This is a genomic window from Opitutus sp. GAS368 (genome assembly GCF_900104925.1).
Lineage (GTDB): Bacteria > Verrucomicrobiota > Verrucomicrobiia > Opitutales > Opitutaceae > Lacunisphaera.
This window is the reverse complement of the sequence record NZ_LT629735.1, coordinates 3,168,896-3,186,669: the sequence shown is the minus strand read 5'-3', so window position 1 is coordinate 3,186,669 and position 17,774 is coordinate 3,168,896. Positions and strand designations below refer to the sequence as shown.

Sequence of the window (17,774 nt, the reverse complement as noted above, 5' to 3'; positions counted from 1 at the left end):
TTTCCCTGCTCCCGCCATGCATCTCCGCCTGCTTCTCCCCTCCCTCAGCATGTTGGTTCTCCTACCGATCGCCCGCCCCGCCACCGCTCCCACCACCTTGCCCGTCGAGGACCGCGTTCGCGACCTCCTCTCCCGGATGACCCTGGAGGAAAAGGTCGGCCAGCTGGTCCAGTATTCCGGCCGCGACACTCTGACCGGCCCGGGCTCGCAGGCCGAGCTCGTCCCGCTGATCAAGGCCGGCGGCGCCGGCAGCATGCTGAATGTCCATGGCGCGGCCAAGACGCGCGAGTGGCAGAAGCTCGCCGTCGAATCGTCCCGGCTGCACATCCCGATGCTCTTCGCCCTCGATGTGGTCCATGGCTGCCGGACGATCTTCCCCATTCCGCTCGGCACGGCGGCCTCGTGGGATCTCGGCGCCATCGAGCAGGCCGAGCGCATCGCCGCCATCGAGGCGTCCGCGACCGGGATACACTGGACCTTCGCCCCGATGGTCGACATCGCCCGCGATCCGCGCTGGGGCCGCATCGCCGAGAGCGCCGGTGAGGATCCTTTCCTCGGCTCCACCATCGCGCGCGCGCGCGTCCGCGGCTTCCAGACCGACCGGCTTGGCGCGCCCGGCACCATTCTCGCCTGCGCCAAGCACTTCGCCGCCTACGGCGCCGTCCAGGCGGGCCGCGACTACTTCACCACCGACGTGACCGAGCGCGTCCTGCGCGACGTTTATTTCCCGCCCTTCCGCGCCGCGGTGGACGCCGGCGTCGCAACCTTCATGGCGGGCTTCAACGACCTCGACGGCACCCCCTGCACGGCCAACGCCTTCCTGCTCGACCGCGTGCTCCGCGGCGAGTGGGGCTTCCGCGGCTTCGTCATCTCCGACTGGCAGGGCATCAGCGAAATGCTCGAACACGGCAACGTCGCCGACCTGCGCGACGCCGCGCGCCAGTCCTTCCTCGCCGGCCTCGATGTCGACATGGAGGCCCAGGGCTACGAAAAGCACCTGGCGGAACTGGTCCGCAGCGGCGCCGTGCCGGTGGCCCGGCTGGACGCCGCCGTCGGCGCGGTGCTGGCCGCGAAGTTCCGCCTCGGCCTTTTCGAGGACCCCTACCGCAACTGCGACGAGGCGCAGGAGAAAGCGCTGCTGTTCGCCCCTGCCCACCGCGAAGCCGCCCGGGACCTTGCCCGCCGCTCCGCGGTGCTCCTGAAAAACAACGGCGTGCTGCCGCTCAAGGCCGGCGGGATCACCGTGGCCGTTGTCGGCCCGCTGGCGGACAGTGCCGGGGACCAGCTCGGCTGCTGGAGCGGCCTCGGCGAGAGAAGCGAGGTCGTGACCCTCCGCGCCGCGCTGGCCGAAGCTTTCCCGGGTGCCCGGCTCCGTTACGCCCAAGGCTGTCTGACCACGGGCGATGACACCTCCGGCTTTGCCGCCGCGCGCCAGGCCGCGGCCGGCGCCGATGTCATCGTTGCTGCGCTTGGCGAAACCGCGAACCAGAGCGGCGAAAGCACCAGCCGCGCCTCGCTCGACCTCTCCGGACCGCAGCTGGCGCTGTTGCGCGAACTGCACGCGACCGGCAAACCCGTCGTCCTCCTTCTGATGGCCGGGCGACCGCTCCTCCTCGAGGCCGTCGACCCGCTGGTCGACGCCATCCTCGTCGGCTGGCACCCCGGCTCGATGGGTGGTCCCGGGCTGGCCGATGTCCTCACCGGCGCCTATAATCCCTCCGGCAAGTTGCCCGTGACGTGGCCGCGCTCCGTCGGCCAGATCCCGCTGTTCTATGCCCACAAGAATTCCGGCCGGCCCACGCCCACGGACCCGGAGGGCAAGTATTTTTCCCACTACATCGACACCCCCAACACGCCGCGCTTCCGCTTCGGCTTTGGGCTGAGCTACACCACCTTCGCCTACGACTCGCTCAGGTTGAGTGCGCCCGTGCTCCAGCCCGGCGGCCCCGCGCTCATCGTCACCGCCCGCGTCCGCAATGCCGGGGCGCGCGCCGGCGAGGAGGTCGTGCAACTCTACGTGCGCGACCGCGTGGGCTCAGTCACGCGGCCGGTCCGTGAACTGAAGGGATTCGAGAAGATCGCGCTCGCCGCCGGCGAATCCCGCGAAGTCAGCTTCCGGCTCGCCCCCGCCGACCTTGCGTTCTGCCGGGCCGACATGACGTTCGGTCCCGAGCCTGGGGCCTTCGACGTCTTTGTCGGCGGCGATTCCAACGCCGCGCTCTCGGCCCCGTTCACCCTGACCGCCCCCTAAAGCGAGCAGCGCGACCGAACTCAGAACAGGTTCATTGGGTCAACGTCGAGCACCTGGGTGACGTCGTCGGGCCAGTTGACCGTCGTTTGCAGTTTCACCAGCTCTGGCACGACCTTCGTGGCCCCGGCGCAGAAATACCAGACCTGGAAGCGATACTCGTCCTTCACCTTCTCGATGGGCGAAGGCACCGGCCCGCGGATCTCGACGGCGTCGCCCAGGGTTTTCTCGACTTGTTTCACCCAGTGGTCGGCAAAGAACCGGATCTTCTCCGGGTTCGGCCCGCGGAAGAGGTGGTGGACGAGGTGCCGGTAGGGCGGATAGGCGAACTTCTTGCGCACGGCCAGCTCCGCCTCGGCGAAACCGTCGAAGTCCGCCCGCTTGGCGAACTGGATGGCGTCGGCCTTCGGCGTGAATGTCTGCACGACCACCTCCCCCGCCCGGTCGCCGCGCCCGGCGCGGCCGGCCACCTGCACGAGCAGCTGGAACGTGCGCTCGTTGGCCCGGAAGTCCGGCACGTGCATGGACAGGTCGGCGTCCACGAGGCCGACGAGCGTGACGTTGGGAAAGTCCAGCCCCTTGCCGATCATCTGCGTGCCGATCAGAATGTCGATCTTGCCGGCCCGGAAGTCGCCGAGGATCTGCCGGAACCGGTGCTTCTTGGACATCGTGTCGGTGTCCATGCGCTCCAGCCGGGCGCGCGGCAGCACGCGCCGCACCGCCTCCTCGACGCGCTGCGTGCCAAGGCCGCGCCAGCGGATGTCGGGCGCCGCGCACGCCGGGCACGCCACGGGCGCGCCTCGCTGGTGGCCGCACAGGTGGCACTTCAGGGTTTCGTCGGCCCGGTGGTAGGTCATCGCCACGCTGCAATGCGGGCATTCCTCCACGTGGCCGCACTTCCGGCACTGCATGCTCGACGAGTAACCGCGGCGGTTGATGAAAAGGATGATCTGCTCCTTTCGGGCGAAACGCTGGTGCATGTGGTCCACCAGCAGCCGCGACAAGGTCACCATGCCGCGTGATCGCATCACCTCGATGCGCATGTCCACGATCTGGATGTCCGGCATCTTTTTGTCGTCCACGCGTTTCGTCAGCGTGTTGAGCCGGTATTTGCCGCCCTTCACGTTGGCGAACGACTCGAGCGAGGGCGTCGCCGAGCCGAGCAGGCAGACCGCATGCGCGAGCTTGGCCCGGTAGACGGCCACGTCGCGCCCGTGGTAGCGCGGCGTCTCGTCCTGCTTGTAGGCCGGCTCGTGCTCCTCATCCACGACGATGAGCCGCAAATCCTTTACCGGCGCGAACACCGCCGACCGCGCGCCGACGACCACCCTGGCCTGACCCGACGCCAAGGCCGTCCAGCCGTCCAACCGCTCGCCCTCGCCGAGGTGGCTGTGCCAGACCACCGTCTTGTGTCCGGCCGACTCGAAGCGCCCGCGCAGCCGCGCCACCGTCTGCGGCGTCAGCGCGACCTCGGGCACGAGATAGATGGCGCTGCCGCCGGCCGCGAGCACCTGCTCGACCGCGCGGAGGTAGACCTCGGTCTTGCCCGAGCCGGTCACGCCATGCAGCAGGTGCACGGCAAATTTCCTCTTCTCCAGGCTCTCGGCGACGGAGAACACCACGGCGGCCTGCTCGTCGTTGAGCTTCGGCGGCAGGCCGGTGACGATCTCGCCGCCCGTCCAGTTGTCGGCGTAGGCCACGCGCTCGACGTGGCGCTCCTCCTCGCGGATGAGGCCGTGCTGGACCAGGGCGTTGACGACCGCGGCGGTCGACCCGAGCCGGGCCAGCACGAGCGATTTCTTCTGCGGCTGAAACTGCTGCCTCAGGAAATCGTAGAGCTTCGCCTGCTTGGGGGCCTTCCTGGCCAGGGCCGCGTGCTCGTCCGGCGCCAGCAGGCGGACCACCTCGAGGTATTTCTCGGACTTGAGCCGCGAGCCGTCGCGCACCGCCGCGGGGATCATGGCCTCCAGCACACTCTCCATCCGCGCCGCATAGTAGCTGTGCATCCAGCGCGCCAGCTCAAGCAGGTCGGGCGTCAGCGCCGGGAATTCGTGCAGGATGCCGCTCAGGGCCTTAAGCTTGGCCGGCGGCACGTCGGGAATCGTGTCCTTCTCCAGCACGAGGGCCAGGTGCGAGCGGTTCATGATGGGCACGCGCACCAGCGACCCCACGCGCACGGCGGCGCGCAAGGTCTCCGGCACGGTGTAGTGCAGGAGCTTGTCGAAACCCGCCAGCGGCTGGACGCCCACGATCATCGCCCCAAGTGAGGCCGGACAAGGGGGCGAAGCAACGTGTTTTCAGCCAAACCTTGTTAACCACTAATGGGTTTCGCCAACGGCGAAACCTTACATGTGCTTGGCGACTAATCGTCGCCAAAGTTGGTTTTGGCGCCTGCTGATCGCTGGCGATCTCCCTGTCGGCGATTAGCCGACACCAAATCAAACCCCGGAGCCGATCAGGCGAAGGGGTGAGTGTAGGTTTCGCCGTTGGCGAAACCCATTGGTGGTCAAAAACTCTCCCCCCACTTTCCTTTTGACAGGCGGAGCCGCCCGCGACGACATTCCCGTCAGTGAGTGTCGAAGCCGCCCGCGAAAAATTCCAAGCCTACCTCGCCGACAAGGGCCTGCGCGTGACCGACCAGCGCCTGGCGATCTTCAACGCCGCGTTCGGCCAGAAAGAGCACTTCACCGCCGAGCAGCTGCTCGACTGCGCCCGGAAGATCGACGACTCCGTGTCGCGCGCTACCGTCTACCGCACCCTGCCCCTGATGACCGGGAGCCACATCCTGCGGGAGGTGGATATCGGCTCCGGCGAGAAATACTACCTGCCCGCCGGCAACGGGAACACCCAGGTCGCGCAGGTGGTCTGCGTGGACTGTGACAAGATCTTCGAAATCAGCGCTCCGTTCATGGAATGGTATGGCAGCACCGTCTCGCTCAAGCTCGGCCTCAAGCCCGTCTCGCAACGCCTGCAGGTCAGCGCGCAGTGCATCGCCTTCCGCCAGTCCGGCCGCTGCCCGAACCGTTTGAAGAAATGACCAAACTCCAAAGCCCAAACGCCAAACAAAGCCCCCAAGGCCAAATTCGAACCTTGGATTTTGCCGTTTGCTTTTCTTTGGCGTTTGGTCGTTGGGCCGTAGGGATTTCCTAAAAGTCATGTCCATCAAACCCAAACCGGATCCCCAGTTTGAAATCGAGTTTTTCGAGGCGGTGCACCGCCGCTGCCCGGACTACGTGGACGTCGTCGGCCTGCTCGGCGGCCTCTACACCAAGGTCGGCCGCATCGCGGACGGCCTGAAGATGGACCGCAAGCTGGTGCGCCTCGAGCCGGACAACGCCACGGCCCACTACAACCTGGCCTGCTCCCTCGCCCTCTGCAAAAAGCGCCCCGACGCCCTCCGTTCGCTCCGCAAGGCCGTGTCGCTCGGCTACGACGACCTCGACTGGATGCAGCAGGATCCTGACTTGGAAATCCTCAAGGCCGACCCGGAATTCCGCAAGCTGCTCCGGAAACTGAAACCGCAGAGCTGATTCCTGTAGGGTCGGTGCTTGGCGCCGGACCGGTCCGCCGGCGAGCGGCGACCCTGCACAAACCAGAACTCACCGCAGCCCGAACACCTGCTGCAACATCGTGCTGAGGTCGGTGCCGGGCGTGTAGCCGCCGCCACTCGTGGCTTTGGCGAGTGACCTGCACCGGGTCGCACGCAGCAACGCCGCGTCCACCGACACAATCCGCGCCGTGCCGTCCCGCTGGCCCGCGAGCTCCGCCGCCGTGAGCGGCGTCCACGCAAACGGCAGGCCGGTGGAGTTGCACTCCACCTCCCAGCCGGCCACGAGGCCCAGCGGCAGCGGCTTCCGCAGCAGCGAGGGATAGCGCGTGATGAAATCCGGCGTGCGGCTGGTCGCCACCCGCACGCGCACCACGGAGCGCAGCTTGTCGAGATACTCCTGGAAATTGTCGACGCGCCGCCGCCGCCACTCGCGGAGGAAGTCGTTCGGGTCAAAGCCCATCAGGTTCATGCCGTTGTAGAGGCCGTGCTCGTTGGCGCTGCCGAATTTCTTCGTGCCATACCACGAGGCGAAATCGTGCGTCATCACCAGCCCGATCTCAAAGTGCAGGTGGGCCCGCTCCTTCGGGATGGCCGTGCTGCCCTCGCTGCGGCCCATGGTGGCGATGACCTGCCCGCGCGTCACAACCAAACCCGGCCGGAGGCCGGGTTCCACCTTGGCCAAGTGCGCGTAGAGGGTGTAGACCGCCGGGGTGAGGTCCGGGTGCTCGAGGACGATGTAGCGCCCGTAATTGCTGTTGCCGGGCGAGGCGTTCACGTAGCGCACCACGCCGTCCATCGCGGCCGTGATCGGATCCGTGGGCTCGCCGTGCCGGTCGCGGCTGGTCGCGCGGATGTCGAGCCCCTCGTGGAACTGTCCGCCGCCGCGGCGCACGCAGCCGAAGAGGCCGGACTCGGGCTCGCCCGAGACGGTCGGCTGCACCCAGGCCTCATAATCGCGACCCTGTTCCCACGCCTTGTTGGGTGTCGGCCAGCTGAACTCGATGCGCTGGGCCGAGGCGAAGTTCGCTGTCACCAAACCCAAGGCAACCAGGCCGATCCATTTTGGCCGCAAAAAGGCGCAAAAAGAATTCTGCCTGTCGGCGAAAGCCTTCCGTGCGCCTATCGGCGCGACGCAAACCTCCACCGTCGCCACACACATTTTTTGTGCCTCTTTGTGGCTAACCCCGCCTTGGTTCTGGCCGCTTGTCATCAACATCCCAATGGCGTGCGGCGAAAATCACCGGTTTTTCTTGGCGATCGCCGCCGCCGTGCGCTTGAGGCGCTCCGCGATGGGCGGCAGCTCCTCGTTCGGCACCTCGACGAAGATCAGCAGGTTCCCGTCCGCGATCGGCTGGTCGAGGCGGCGGGCCCCGACCGGGGCATTGTTGAGCATCAGCACCAGCCGCCCGCCCAGGTTGGACGCGCTCAGCCGGTAGAGATCGCGCGCGGCGGCGGCGGTGAACTGGAAGTAAAGGCACCAGCCCAGGTCCACCTTGGCAAAATTCACATCGGCGATGTCGTATTCCACGAGCACCGGCTTGGGGTTGACGTTCAGGACGACCCGGCTGACCGGCAGCTGCACCGCCGTGCCGGGCGTGCCCGGCCGGACCTCCAGGAAAAAACGCGCGACCATCGGCTGGTCCATCGCCGAAGGCGGCTTCGTCTGGCAGCCCGACGTCAACAGGGCGGCCAGCAGGGCAAGAAGCAGGCAGGGGCGGATCATTTGACCCCCACCTTCGCAGCAGATTCGAAAGCCTCAAGGATATCCGCACCGATCGCATCGGCCAGCAGGCGCCCGCGCGGGGTCAGGCTGATGCGACCCTCGACGGTCGCCACGAGCAACCCGCCGAACAGAAACTTGGGCAACAGTTCCTCCAACCCGTTCCAGCCGGGCGTCGGGAAGCGCCGGCGCAGCCGCGGCAGCGACACGCCCTCGTTCATCCGCAACCCGAAGATCACCGAGTCGGCCGCCAGCAGGTCGTTGGTCAGGGCCACCCGGTCCGTGGTGGCGCGGCGGCCGGCGGCGAGGTCGGCGTGCCATTGGGTCAGGTCGGACGGGTTGGCGGCGCGCCAGCCGGCGTGCTGCGACGCCCCCGACGGGCCGAGGCCCACCCATTCGTGCATGTTCCAGGTGTTGAGGTTGTGGACGCACGCGTGGCCTTTGCGCGCGAAGTTCGACACCTCATACTGGGCGTAGCCGGACGACTCGAGAAACTCCCAGGTCTTCACGTAGAACGCCGCCTCCTTGTCCGCATCCAGCTTCACCTTGCCCTGGGAGAGCTTGATCCACAGCGCCGTGTCCTCCTCGAAGGTCAGGCAGTAAGTCGAGAGGTGGTCGGGCGCGAGCCGCAGCGCCTCGGTGAGGTCGGCGCGCCATTGCTCCTCGCTCTGGCCGGGCAGCGCGAACATCAGGTCCAGGTTCACGCTGGCGAAGCCCTGGGCGCGGATCAGCTCATAGGCCCGGTAGACCTGCTCGGGCGTGTGCTGCCGGCCGAGGGCGTCGAGCAGGCCGGCGTTGAAACTCTGCACGCCCATCGAAACGCGCGTCACGCCGAGCTGCCTGAGCACCGCGAGGCGGTCCGCCGTCACGGTGGCCGGGGCGAGCTCGACGGTCCACTCCGCCGGCTGCCCGGCGTAGAGCAGCATGATGCGGCCGAGCTGCTCGAGTTCCGCGGGCTTGAGCAGGCCGGGTGTGCCGCCGCCCCAGAACGCCGTGGCCGCACGCCGCGAGTCCCAGGGAACGAGCGCCGCTTCCGCTTCCACGGCATCGACATAACGCCGCACCGCGTCACCCTTCGGCACGGTTTGGTAGAACGCGCAGAAGTCGCACGTCGACGCGCAGAAGGGCACGTGCAGATAGACGCCGAGCGGCGAGGGCGGCGGCGTCTGAGCTTTTTCTTGCCCTGAGGGGAACTGGACCATTATGAAATGAGTCAATTTACGATCAGCCAACGGCCTACGCGGCCCCGGCGGTCAATTTACCCAAATGCACAAGACTCCCTTCCTTCACGCGAGCAGAATTTTGTCGGCCCTGGCCGCCATGGCGACGCTGCTGGTCCTTACCGGCTGCAATCTCACCATCACCAACCTGACGCCGGACAAAGTCCCCGCCAACCCGTCGCAGATCTACACCATCACGGCGAGCTTCCGGCCCACGAACGGCCAGATCGACCCGGCCAGCATCGCCCCGCGCATCATCATCGACGGCCAGGCCTACAAGATGACCAAGAGCTCCGTCGGCACCGACATCTGGGAGTTTGAATACCAGATCCCCGCCGGCCGGGCGTCCGCCACCTACTACTTCATCTGCGAATTCACCTCCAAGGAGAACGCCGGTGGCGTGCCCACGGAAATGTATTCGGAGCTGCAGACGATGAACATCGCCGGCCGCTACGTCATCCGCTCCGAGGCCACCCGCGCCCCGGTCGGCTCGCGCGTCAGCGTCCTCGGCGCCGGTTTCACCACCGCCGACCTGGTCTACTTTGACTCCACGCCCACCCGCACCGTCTTCGAGTCGCCTAGTTCGCTCAGCTTCTTCGTCCCCGCCGTGGCCGCCGGCAAGACCTACAAGCTGTCCGTCATGAATTCCGTCACCGGCAACCTCGACGTCGGCACGTTCCGCGTCGACGCCATCAGCTTCCAGGTTTCGCCCGCCGCGCTGGTCCTCCGCCAGGGCGAGTCGCAGGCGCTGACCTTCACCATCCCGAGCCCGGCGCCCGCCGGCGGCATGCTGATCGACGTCCGCACCGACGTGCCCGAGAGCGTGATCATGCCCGAGGTGATGGTCCCGGCCAACAGCACCAGCGTCACCGTGCCCGTGCAAGGCGGCAAGCCCGGCAACGGCTCGCTGTTCTTCACCAGCAGCGCCGGCGAAAGCTCCGTCGCCGTCACGGTCACGGCGAAGTAAGAAAATCACGCATTCCTCTTTTAGGCGCGCCCATCACGGCGCGCCTTTTGTTTGGCTTTGGCTGGATGGGTGGAAATTAACCCCGTTCGTGCAACTGCGACGCGCTTGCGCCGTCCGGCCCGACCGGCTTTTCTCCGCGCATGACCGACCCCGCCGCCGACCGGCACATCCAGTCCCTCGAGCGCCCCGAGAAGGCGCTGTGGACCTATTACCTGCTCAGCTCCCTCCTCATCCCGCCGCTGTTCCCGATCATCGCGCCCTACCTGTGGTTCCGCTACAGCACGATGCGCTACAAATTCACCGACGACGGCATCTCGATGAGCTGGGGCATCCTCTTCCGCCGCGAGATCATCGTGAACTACGCGCGTATCCAGGACATCCACCTGCGCTCCAATGTCGTCGAGCGCTGGCTCGGCCTCGCCCGCATCCTCGTTCAGACCGCTTCCGGCAACTCCTCCGCCGAGATGACCATCGAGGGCATCAAGGAATTCGAGGCGCTGCGCGACTTCCTTTACTCCCGCATGCGCGGCGTGAAGGACCACGCCCACCACCTCGCCCCGGTGACCGCAGCGCTGGGCGCCGTTCCGTTCGCCCCCACCGGTGGCCAGGGCGAACTCGCCGCCGCGTTGCGCGAGACCGCCGCCGAGCTCCGCGCCGTCCGCGAAGCGCTGTCCAGGCGCTCCTGATTTTTAACCACGGATGGACACGGATAAATCCCAAGCCCAACAAATCATTTTCACAGGAGGTAACAGAGATAACCGAGGTATTTAGAAACCAGGAAACCATGAACCTGGCTCCCGGCTTTCTGGCTTCTGAATTATCCCACCTCTGTTCCCTCCGTTTCCTCCTGTTCCCATCCGTGTTAATCCGTGTCATCCGTGGTCAAATTCCCCTCTGATGTATAATCGCTACAGCACCTTCGTCCTGCGCTGGCTCAAGGTCCCGCCCGAGCCGCACGCCCCGCAGGGCGACCCGGCCTCGCTCCGCGTCTTCCGCGCCGGGAAGAATTTCTACCGGCTCCGCCTGTTCGCGTGGAGCGTCACCCAGGTGCTCGCCTTCGCCGGCATCGTGTTCTGGGCCTTCGTGTTTGTCAGCGTCGAGGAAACCGCGCGCATCGAGAAGGCCCGCCGCGCCGCCACGGCCCGGGCGGTGGCCGGTCACCCGGCCACCTTGGTCGAGCAGGCGGACCAGGCCCTCACGGCCCTCAAGGCCACGCAGCAAACCGGACTCAAGCCCGCGGCCCCGGCGGCCCCGAATGCCGCGAAGAAGCCGGTCCGGCGGCGCGTACGCGTCGGCGGCTGGGACGGATTCCTCCAGGTCTTCGTCGAGCTCGCGATCATGCTGCCGCCCTGGGCGTTTCCCATCCTCTGGGCGCTGAAGATCCTCGGTCTCACCCTCTACCTGCTGCAACTGCCCCTCACCTACGCCATCCGCCGGCTCGATTTCGAGATGCGGTGGTATATGGTCACCGATCGCAGCCTGCGCATCCGCACTGGCGTCGCCCGCGTGCAGGAGATCACCATGAGCTTTGCCAACCTCCAACAGGTCGAGGTCTCGCAGGGCCCGCTGCAGCGCGTGCTCGGCCTGGCCGACCTGAAGGTCCAGTCCGCCGGCGGCGGCGACGTGGCCCCCGGCCGGCAACGGCACGAAGACTCGCTGCACATCGGCTATTTCCACGGCGTGGACAATGCCCATGAGATCCGCGACCTGATCCAGGAGCGGCTGCGGCGCTTCCGCGACAGCGGCCTCGGCGATCCGGAGGAAATGCAGCGCGCGGCGCTGGCCGCGGTTCATGTCGCGCCAGTGGAGACCGCCTCATCGACCGATGCCGACGTGCTGGCCGCGGCGCGCGAGCTCGCCGCCGAGGCCCGGGCCCTGCGCGTGGCGTTGAATTAACCTGTAGGGTCGCCGCTAGTCGGCGGACCGAGGTCCGGCGGCAAGCGCCGACCCTACATTGGAAAACCCTTCACTTCCCGTCGTTGATCTTGCGCCAGGTGACGTGCGCCGTGTCGGTCGAGCCGACGCCGAGCTGCTGGGCGAAGTCGAGCATGCGGGCGTCGTCCTCCGTCACGGGATCGAAGCCGTTGCGTTTCCGCACGGCGTTGATGCGCTCGAGCATGATCGAGTCGAGCAGCACCGGGTCGGTGGTCATGAGCAGGCGCGGCTCGGAGGCGGTGTAGAGGGAGTTGAAATACGGGCCACCGATGAACTGGTAGAGCTGCAGGCTGGCGATGTTGAGCGCCCAGCTCTCGCGCAGCTCGGGGATGGCGGCCATCTCGGCGACAGCGGCGGGCGCGGTGGCCGGGCTCTTGAAGAAGCGGAAGGTGTTCGAGGCGTTCCAGAGCGTGGCGTTGACCAGCGCGCCGTTGATGCCGAGCACCGGATGGTCGGTGTAGACCGGCAGGTTGATCCAGAAGTCGGCGTCGAGGAACAACGGCGTGGCGAGGAAGCTCTTGCGGTCCTCCTCGGTGGTGGTGATGGACTTGCCGCCGGCGGCGTTCTTCACGGCCTGGTCGTTCGAGATCGGGTCGAAGCGCGAGGGCAGCGGGCTGTCGTAGAACCAGGCCGGATCGTAGAACTTGCCCGACTCGAGCACGTAGACCGGATGGCCCGGGAACGGCAGGATGCCGGTTGCGAACGACGGCAGGTAGCCGGTGAGGCGGAGGCGGAGCGGGTTCAGGCCGACGAGGAAGATGTTCTGCCTTTCAAAGCCGCGCTTTTCCAGCGAGGCGATGATGGCGCGCACCAGGCCGAACGGCGTGGCCAGGCCGGGGCCGGAGTCGGCGTAGATCTTGAGACCGACCTTCTTTTTCGCGCCGGGCACGAGGTGGCGGCCGGTGGTGGTCTCGTAGTCCTGCAGGACCTGCTCGACGGCGTAGCGGTAGTCTGCGTCGCTGAAATCAGAGAGCTTGTGCTCCCAGACGGGGGCGGTCGGCGCAGCCGGCTCGGCGGCGCGGGCCGCGGCACCGGACAGGGACACGAGGGCAAGAATCAGGGCGGTTTTCGACAGGAGGGAACGCATGTGGATGGGCGCGCGGTGGACCGGATGGACCGGGCGCGAACCGTGACAGACCCCAACTTCGGTTAAAAGTTTAATCTGGGAGAGAATTTCCGCAGGCAAACCCTGTAGCGGCGGTCTGCGACCGCCGGGATCGAGACGGCGCTCATAGAGCGCCGCTACAGCAAGACACCGCCCATTTTGTGCTCGGCGGCGGTCACAGACCGCCGCTACAGCTAATGCACCGTGCCCGTCATCAAAGCCACCAGCCTGCGCGACCTGAAGAACCGGGTGAACATCCACGACGTCGTGGTGCGGGTCGTGGCCCTCAAGAAGGCGGGCGGCGGGCGGTTCAAGGGCCTGTGCCCCTTCCATTCCGAGAAGACCCCGTCGTTCAACGTCGCGGCCGACAAGGGATTCTACAAATGCTTCGGTTGCGGGAAATCGGGCGATGTCATCAGCTTCGTGCAGGAGACCGAAGGCCTGCAGTTCACCGAGGCCGTCGAGGCCATCGCCCAGCGCTTCGGCGTGACGCTCGAATACGAGGAGGGCTCCGGCGGACCGTCGAAGGAGACGCGTTCGCTGCGCCAGGAGATCTTCGAGATCCACGACCTCGCGGCCGACTATTACCGCCAGGCCTTCCTCGCGGCGACACCGCACGGCGAATTCATCCGCGACTACTGGGTGAAGAACCGGAAGTTCACGCCCGAGCTGGCCGAGGACTTCAAGATCGGCTTCGCGCCGCCGGAGGACTCCGGCCTGGCCGCCGCGCTGCTCAAGCGGAAGTTCTCCGAGGACGCTTTGCGCCAGTGCGGGCTGTTCTTCACCCGCGACGGCGCCGTCCTCACGCTCGGTGCGCTGCGCCCGCGCTTCCGCGGCCGGCTGATGATTCCGATCCGTGACCACCAGGGCCGCGTGGTGGCGTTCACGGCGCGCCAGCTCGAGCTGACGCCGGCCGACGACCCCGCGCGCGAGGCGAAATACGTCAACTCGCCCGAGACCCCGATCTTCTCGAAGAGCAACCTGCTCTTCAACCTGGACCGCGCCCGCTCGCACGCCGGCGAAGGCCATCCGTTCGTCCTCGTCGAGGGCCAGCTCGACGCGCTGCGTTGCTGGAGCGTCGGCCTCAAGACCGCCATCGCGCCGCAGGGCACGTCGATCACCGAGGGCCAGCTGGCGCTGTTGCGCCGCTACCACCCGCAGGTCGAGTGCTTCTTCGACAGCGACAGCGCCGGACAGAAGGCCGCGCTGCGCTTCCTCCCGATGGCGCTCAAGGCCGGGCTCGAGGTGCGCTTCCTCATGCTCGCCGGCGCGGAGAAGCTCGATCCGGACCTGCTGTTCCTCGATAAGGGCCTGGCCGCCTACGACAAGGTGAAGCGCGGCTCGCTGTCCGCGATGGATTTCGCGTGCCGCTCGCTCCTGCCGAATCCCGCCGCGGCATCGGCCGAGCAGAAGTCCCGCGCCGCCACGGCGCTGTTCGAGATCATCGTGCAGACGGACTCGGACGTGACGCGCACGTCGTTTCTCAGCGAGATCGCCGGGTTCCTGCGCGTGGCGCCCGGCGCGCTGGAGCGCGACCTGCGGGCCTTCCAGGCGCGGCAGAGCGGCGGGCGTTTCGCCCATCCCAACGCTGCGCCCGCACCGGCCGCGAAGCCCGCCGCGGACGCACACGGCAAGGCCACCGAGGCACACCTGCTGTTCCTTTGCCTCCACCACGAATCGCTCTTGCACGCGCTCGCCGGCCAGTTGCCGCACGAGTGGATCGACGTTTCGCATGCCGCCGGCAGCCTGCTGGACCGCATCCTCGCCGAAGCCGCCCACAACGGCTGGGCCGGGCGGGAAAACCTCGACCAACTCCTTGAGACAGAGGAGGAAAAGGCCCTGGTCGCCTCCCTGCTTTTCGAGGTCGCCGCGGACGACGATCTGGCCAAGATCGCCAACGAGGGATTGCGTTCGTTGCAGCGGCGTTTTCTCGAGCCCCGGCTGAGGCAAATAGAACTTGAAATAGCCTCCAAAGGCACGGATGTTGAATCTGACTTACTTTCCCTCTTGAAACAGCGCGCCGAAATCACCCAACAGCTCCGCAATCCGCCGAAGCTTTCCCTGGGTTCGTGATCCGCCCTAATTTCCGCACTGTTTGACCGTAACTCTCCACGGGATACCTTACTTACGTTATGCCGAGCAAATCCAAGCACGCCGTCGCCTCCAAAAAGTCCCTGAAGGACCACGGTCACACGAAATCGCACCACAACGAGCCGGCCAAGGCGCAGCATGAACCGGCGGCCAAGGCCGCCGCGCACCCGCATCCCGCCCCGGCCAACGGCGCCGGCAAGCACCCCGAGCCCACCAAGCACAGCGCGCCGCTGGCCGACGCCGCCAACGCCGCCAAGGAATTCAAGGAGAAGGCGCTCGAGAACCTGTCCGGCGACCTGAACGAGAAGATCCGCTACCTGATCCGCCTTTCCAAGGAGCAGGGCTACCTCACCTACGCCGACATCAACGAGGCCCTGCCCGAGTCCGTCGACAACCCCGAGGACATCGAGAACGTCATTTCCATCCTGCAGAACCTCGAGATCGACATCCTCGATCCCGACGAGGTCGACAACTACAAGCAGCGCCAGGAGGAGGCCGAGGAGGAGGAGTCGCGCACGTCGAACAACGACATCCTCGACGACCCGGTCCGCATGTATCTCAAGCAGATGGGCCAGGTCCCGCTGCTCACCCGCGAACAGGAAGTCGAGATCTCCAAGCGCATCGAGACCGCCGAGATCAACGCCCTCGCCGCCCTCTTCGCCCTCGGGCCCGTCGGCAAGCACCTCGCCGACCTCGGCGAGAAGCTCATCCTCCGCACCGAGCGCTTCGACCGCCTCGTCATCGACAAGAAGATCGAAAGCCGCGAGGCCTACTTCAAGAACCTCGACAAGCTCGTCAAGACGACCCGCGACAACGATGCCATCGCCACCGAGGCCTGGGCCGACGCCCAGAAGGCCCGCGACGACAAGGCCCGCAAGAACGCCCTCATTCGCTTCAAGAAGCGCGACAACGTCCTCCGCGCCGCCTACGTCAAATACTACTTCAAGCTGAAGGTCTACGAGGACTTCCTCCTCGAGCTGCGCCCGAAGATCCACGAGGTCGAAAAGGCCTTCCACGACCTTCACCGCGCCAAGCACCCGAAGTCCAAGAAGGACACCGCCATCGACGTGCGCTCCGTCAACACCCGGCTCAAGCACCTCGAGCTCGAGATGCGCATCACCCCGCAGGCGATGATGGACACGCTGAAGACCGCGCGCGGCTTCATCCGCGAGGCCCACAAGGCCAAGACCGAGATGGTCGAGGCCAACCTGCGCCTCGTGATCTCCATCGCCAAGAAATACACCAACCGCGGCCTCTCCTTCCTCGACCTCATCCAGGAGGGCAACATGGGCCTGATGAAGGCCGTCGAGAAATTCGAATACCGCCGCGGCTACAAGTTCTCCACCTACGCCACGTGGTGGATCCGCCAGGCCATCACCCGCTCCATCGCCGACCAGGCCCGCACCATCCGCATCCCGGTCCACATGATCGAGACGCTGAACAAGGTGATGCAGGTCCAGAAGCAGCTCCTCCAGGAATTCGGCCACGAGCCGACGCCGGAGGAGGTCGCCGAGGAGATGAACCTGCCCGTCGAGCGCGTGCAGCAGATCATGAAGATGGCGCAGCAGCCCATCTCGCTCCAGTCGCCCGTCGGCGACGGCGACGACACCAGCTTCGGCGACTTCATCGAGGACAAGTCCGCGGACAATCCCTACGACATGACCGCCTTCTCGCTCCTCCGCGAAAAGATCATGGACGTGCTCGACTCCCTCACCGAGCGCGAGCGCCGCGTGCTCACGCTGCGCTTCGGCCTGGTCGACGGCTACAGCCGCACGCTCGAGGAGGTTGGCAAGCAGTTCAAGGTCACCCGTGAGCGCATCCGCCAGATCGAGGCCAAGGCGCTCCGCAAGATGCGTCACCCGACGCGCATCCGCCAGCTCCACGGCTTCTTTGACGCGGAACAAATCGACAATCCGCAGAACCTGCTGAAGAAGCCGCCCCTGATCCCGCCGCAGTTCATCAAGCAAGGCGGCCCCCTCGGCAAGGCCCTGTTCCCGCAGGACTGAGTCGCTTTCCGCCTTTACTTGCCCACCCCCCGGGCCTAACCCTCGAACACCATGTCCCTCCCTCTCCCCCTCCTCGCGGTCTTCGGTCTCGGCGGCCCGGAACTGATGATCATCCTGGTCATCATCCTGCTGCTCTTCGGCGGCGCCAAGCTGCCCGCGCTCGCCAAGGGCCTCGGCCAGTCCGTCAAGGAATTCAAGAAGGCCGCCAAGGAAGAAGAAGACGGCGAAAAGCCCGCCGCCAAGAAGCCCGACGACGCGGCGAAGCCCGGCAACAACTGAGCCGGCTTCGTCCGGTCAGCACCCAGCGCGCCTCACCCGGCGCGCTTTTTTTACGTTATTTCCTGTAGGGTCGCCGCTTGTCGGCGGACCGCGACCACCTTGCTGTGTTCGCATGGCGACCCCACCCAAACGCGAAACCTCCCGTCTGCGCTTCGGCCGTAAGACCGCTCATGGAGCCTACTACTTCATCACCGTTTGCACGAAAGAGCGGGCGGCCATTCTGACTACGGAGGAAACCGGACGAACGGTAGCCAACTCCCTTGAATCCCTCCACTCGTCGGGTGACATCGAACTGCTGGCCGCAACCATCATGCCCGATCACGTTCACTTTCTCTTCGCTCTCGGGGATGGCCTGCATGTCGGGCAGGTAATGGGCAAATTCAAAGCCCTGGCCCGCAATCTGGGTCAGGCAACCTGGCGTTGGCAGCACGACGGATTCGAGCACCAGCTTCGAAGCGTCGAAGCCATCGATGACTATGGTTTCTACATCTTCATGAACCCCTACCGCGCCGGGCTGTGTCCATTGGCAACCCCGTGGTCTTGGTGGCTATGATGCCCACAACCATCAGTATTTCGCTTCCTGACCGGACTACAAGGAAAGCAGGCCGTGCCTGCAGCCTGGCTGGGCTTGAGCGATCAAGTCGCGCGAAGGA

General features: G+C 66.2%; 15 protein-coding genes. 10 read left to right on the top strand and 5 right to left on the bottom strand.

Going from position 1 to position 17,774, the window contains the following annotated elements:
• Positions 1-16 precede the first annotated feature (16 nt).
• Positions 17-2,251: a beta-glucosidase BglX gene (gene bglX, locus BLU29_RS13665; RefSeq protein WP_091058965.1), complete on the top strand. Its 2,235-nt coding sequence runs from the start codon at positions 17-19 to the stop codon at positions 2,249-2,251.
• A 20-nt stretch (positions 2,252-2,271) separates the two neighbouring features.
• On the opposite strand, the gene priA is transcribed toward bglX, so the two are convergent.
• Complete coding sequence (gene priA / locus BLU29_RS13660; protein WP_091058964.1) at positions 2,272-4,503, bottom strand: primosomal protein N'; 2,232 nt, start codon at positions 4,501-4,503, stop codon at positions 2,272-2,274.
• 314 nt (positions 4,504-4,817) lie between these two features.
• On the opposite strand from priA, the gene BLU29_RS13655 reads away from it, so the two are divergent.
• Both BLU29_RS13655 and BLU29_RS13650 read left to right on the top strand, forming a co-directional pair.
• Positions 4,818-5,285 carry a transcriptional repressor gene (locus tag BLU29_RS13655; protein ID WP_091058961.1) on the top strand — a complete coding sequence of 156 codons (468 nt, stop codon included), beginning with the start codon at positions 4,818-4,820 and terminating at the stop codon, positions 5,283-5,285.
• A gap of 118 nt (positions 5,286-5,403) precedes the next feature.
• Positions 5,404-5,778: a hypothetical protein gene (locus BLU29_RS13650; RefSeq protein WP_091058958.1), complete on the top strand. Its 375-nt coding sequence runs from the start codon at positions 5,404-5,406 to the stop codon at positions 5,776-5,778.
• Positions 5,779-5,847: 69 nt separating this feature from the next.
• Here the strand turns inward: BLU29_RS13650 and BLU29_RS13645 are convergent, their stop codons facing one another.
• The 3 genes from BLU29_RS13645 to hemW all read right to left on the bottom strand — a co-directional run bounded on the left by BLU29_RS13645 (position 5,848) and on the right by hemW (position 8,720).
• Complete coding sequence (locus BLU29_RS13645; RefSeq protein WP_231962235.1) at positions 5,848-6,831, bottom strand: M23 family metallopeptidase; 984 nt, start codon at positions 6,829-6,831, stop codon at positions 5,848-5,850.
• Positions 6,832-7,035: 204 nt separating this feature from the next.
• The gene (locus BLU29_RS13640; protein WP_091058952.1) at positions 7,036-7,521 is read right to left on the bottom strand and encodes a hypothetical protein; all 486 of its coding nucleotides are present in this window, start codon (positions 7,519-7,521) and stop codon (positions 7,036-7,038) included.
• A complete protein-coding gene (hemW, locus tag BLU29_RS13635; protein WP_091058949.1) occupies positions 7,518-8,720 on the bottom strand; it encodes a radical SAM family heme chaperone HemW in 1,203 nt (400 codons plus the stop codon). Before hemW ends, BLU29_RS13640 begins: the two co-directional genes overlap by 4 nt.
• A 64-nt stretch (positions 8,721-8,784) precedes the next feature.
• Here hemW and BLU29_RS13630 point away from each other — a divergent pair, with 64 nt between their 5' ends.
• From BLU29_RS13630 to BLU29_RS13620, 3 genes are all read left to right on the top strand, one after another.
• The gene (locus BLU29_RS13630; protein WP_091058947.1) at positions 8,785-9,705 is read left to right on the top strand and encodes an IPT/TIG domain-containing protein; all 921 of its coding nucleotides are present in this window, start codon (positions 8,785-8,787) and stop codon (positions 9,703-9,705) included.
• Positions 9,706-9,845: 140 nt separating this feature from the next.
• The gene (locus BLU29_RS13625; RefSeq protein ID WP_091058945.1) at positions 9,846-10,391 is read left to right on the top strand and encodes a PH domain-containing protein; all 546 of its coding nucleotides are present in this window, start codon (positions 9,846-9,848) and stop codon (positions 10,389-10,391) included.
• 211 nt (positions 10,392-10,602) lie between these two features.
• A complete protein-coding gene (locus tag BLU29_RS13620; protein WP_091058942.1) occupies positions 10,603-11,601 on the top strand; it encodes a PH domain-containing protein in 999 nt (332 codons plus the stop codon).
• A 70-nt stretch (positions 11,602-11,671) separates the two neighbouring features.
• Here the strand turns inward: BLU29_RS13620 and BLU29_RS13615 are convergent, their stop codons facing one another.
• On the bottom strand, positions 11,672-12,727 hold the full coding sequence (locus BLU29_RS13615; protein WP_091058940.1) for a DUF362 domain-containing protein: 1,056 nt from the start codon (positions 12,725-12,727) through the stop codon (positions 11,672-11,674).
• Between the two features lie 222 nt (positions 12,728-12,949).
• Here BLU29_RS13615 and dnaG point away from each other — a divergent pair, with 222 nt between their 5' ends.
• The 4 genes from dnaG (at position 12,950) to BLU29_RS13595 (ending at position 17,674) form a co-directional block, all read left to right on the top strand.
• Positions 12,950-14,818 (top strand): DNA primase, encoded by a 1,869-nt coding sequence (gene dnaG, locus BLU29_RS13610; RefSeq protein ID WP_091058937.1) that lies wholly within the window; start codon positions 12,950-12,952, stop codon positions 14,816-14,818.
• A 59-nt stretch (positions 14,819-14,877) separates the two neighbouring features.
• The gene (rpoD, locus tag BLU29_RS18765; protein WP_091058934.1) at positions 14,878-16,842 is read left to right on the top strand and encodes an RNA polymerase sigma factor RpoD; all 1,965 of its coding nucleotides are present in this window, start codon (positions 14,878-14,880) and stop codon (positions 16,840-16,842) included.
• 51 nt (positions 16,843-16,893) lie between these two features.
• On the top strand, positions 16,894-17,121 hold the full coding sequence (gene tatA / locus BLU29_RS13600; RefSeq protein ID WP_091058931.1) for a twin-arginine translocase TatA/TatE family subunit: 228 nt from the start codon (positions 16,894-16,896) through the stop codon (positions 17,119-17,121).
• A gap of 112 nt (positions 17,122-17,233) precedes the next feature.
• Entirely contained in the window at positions 17,234-17,674 is a 441-nt protein-coding gene (locus tag BLU29_RS13595; RefSeq protein ID WP_091058930.1) for a transposase, read from the top strand.
• Positions 17,675-17,774 lie beyond the last annotated feature (100 nt).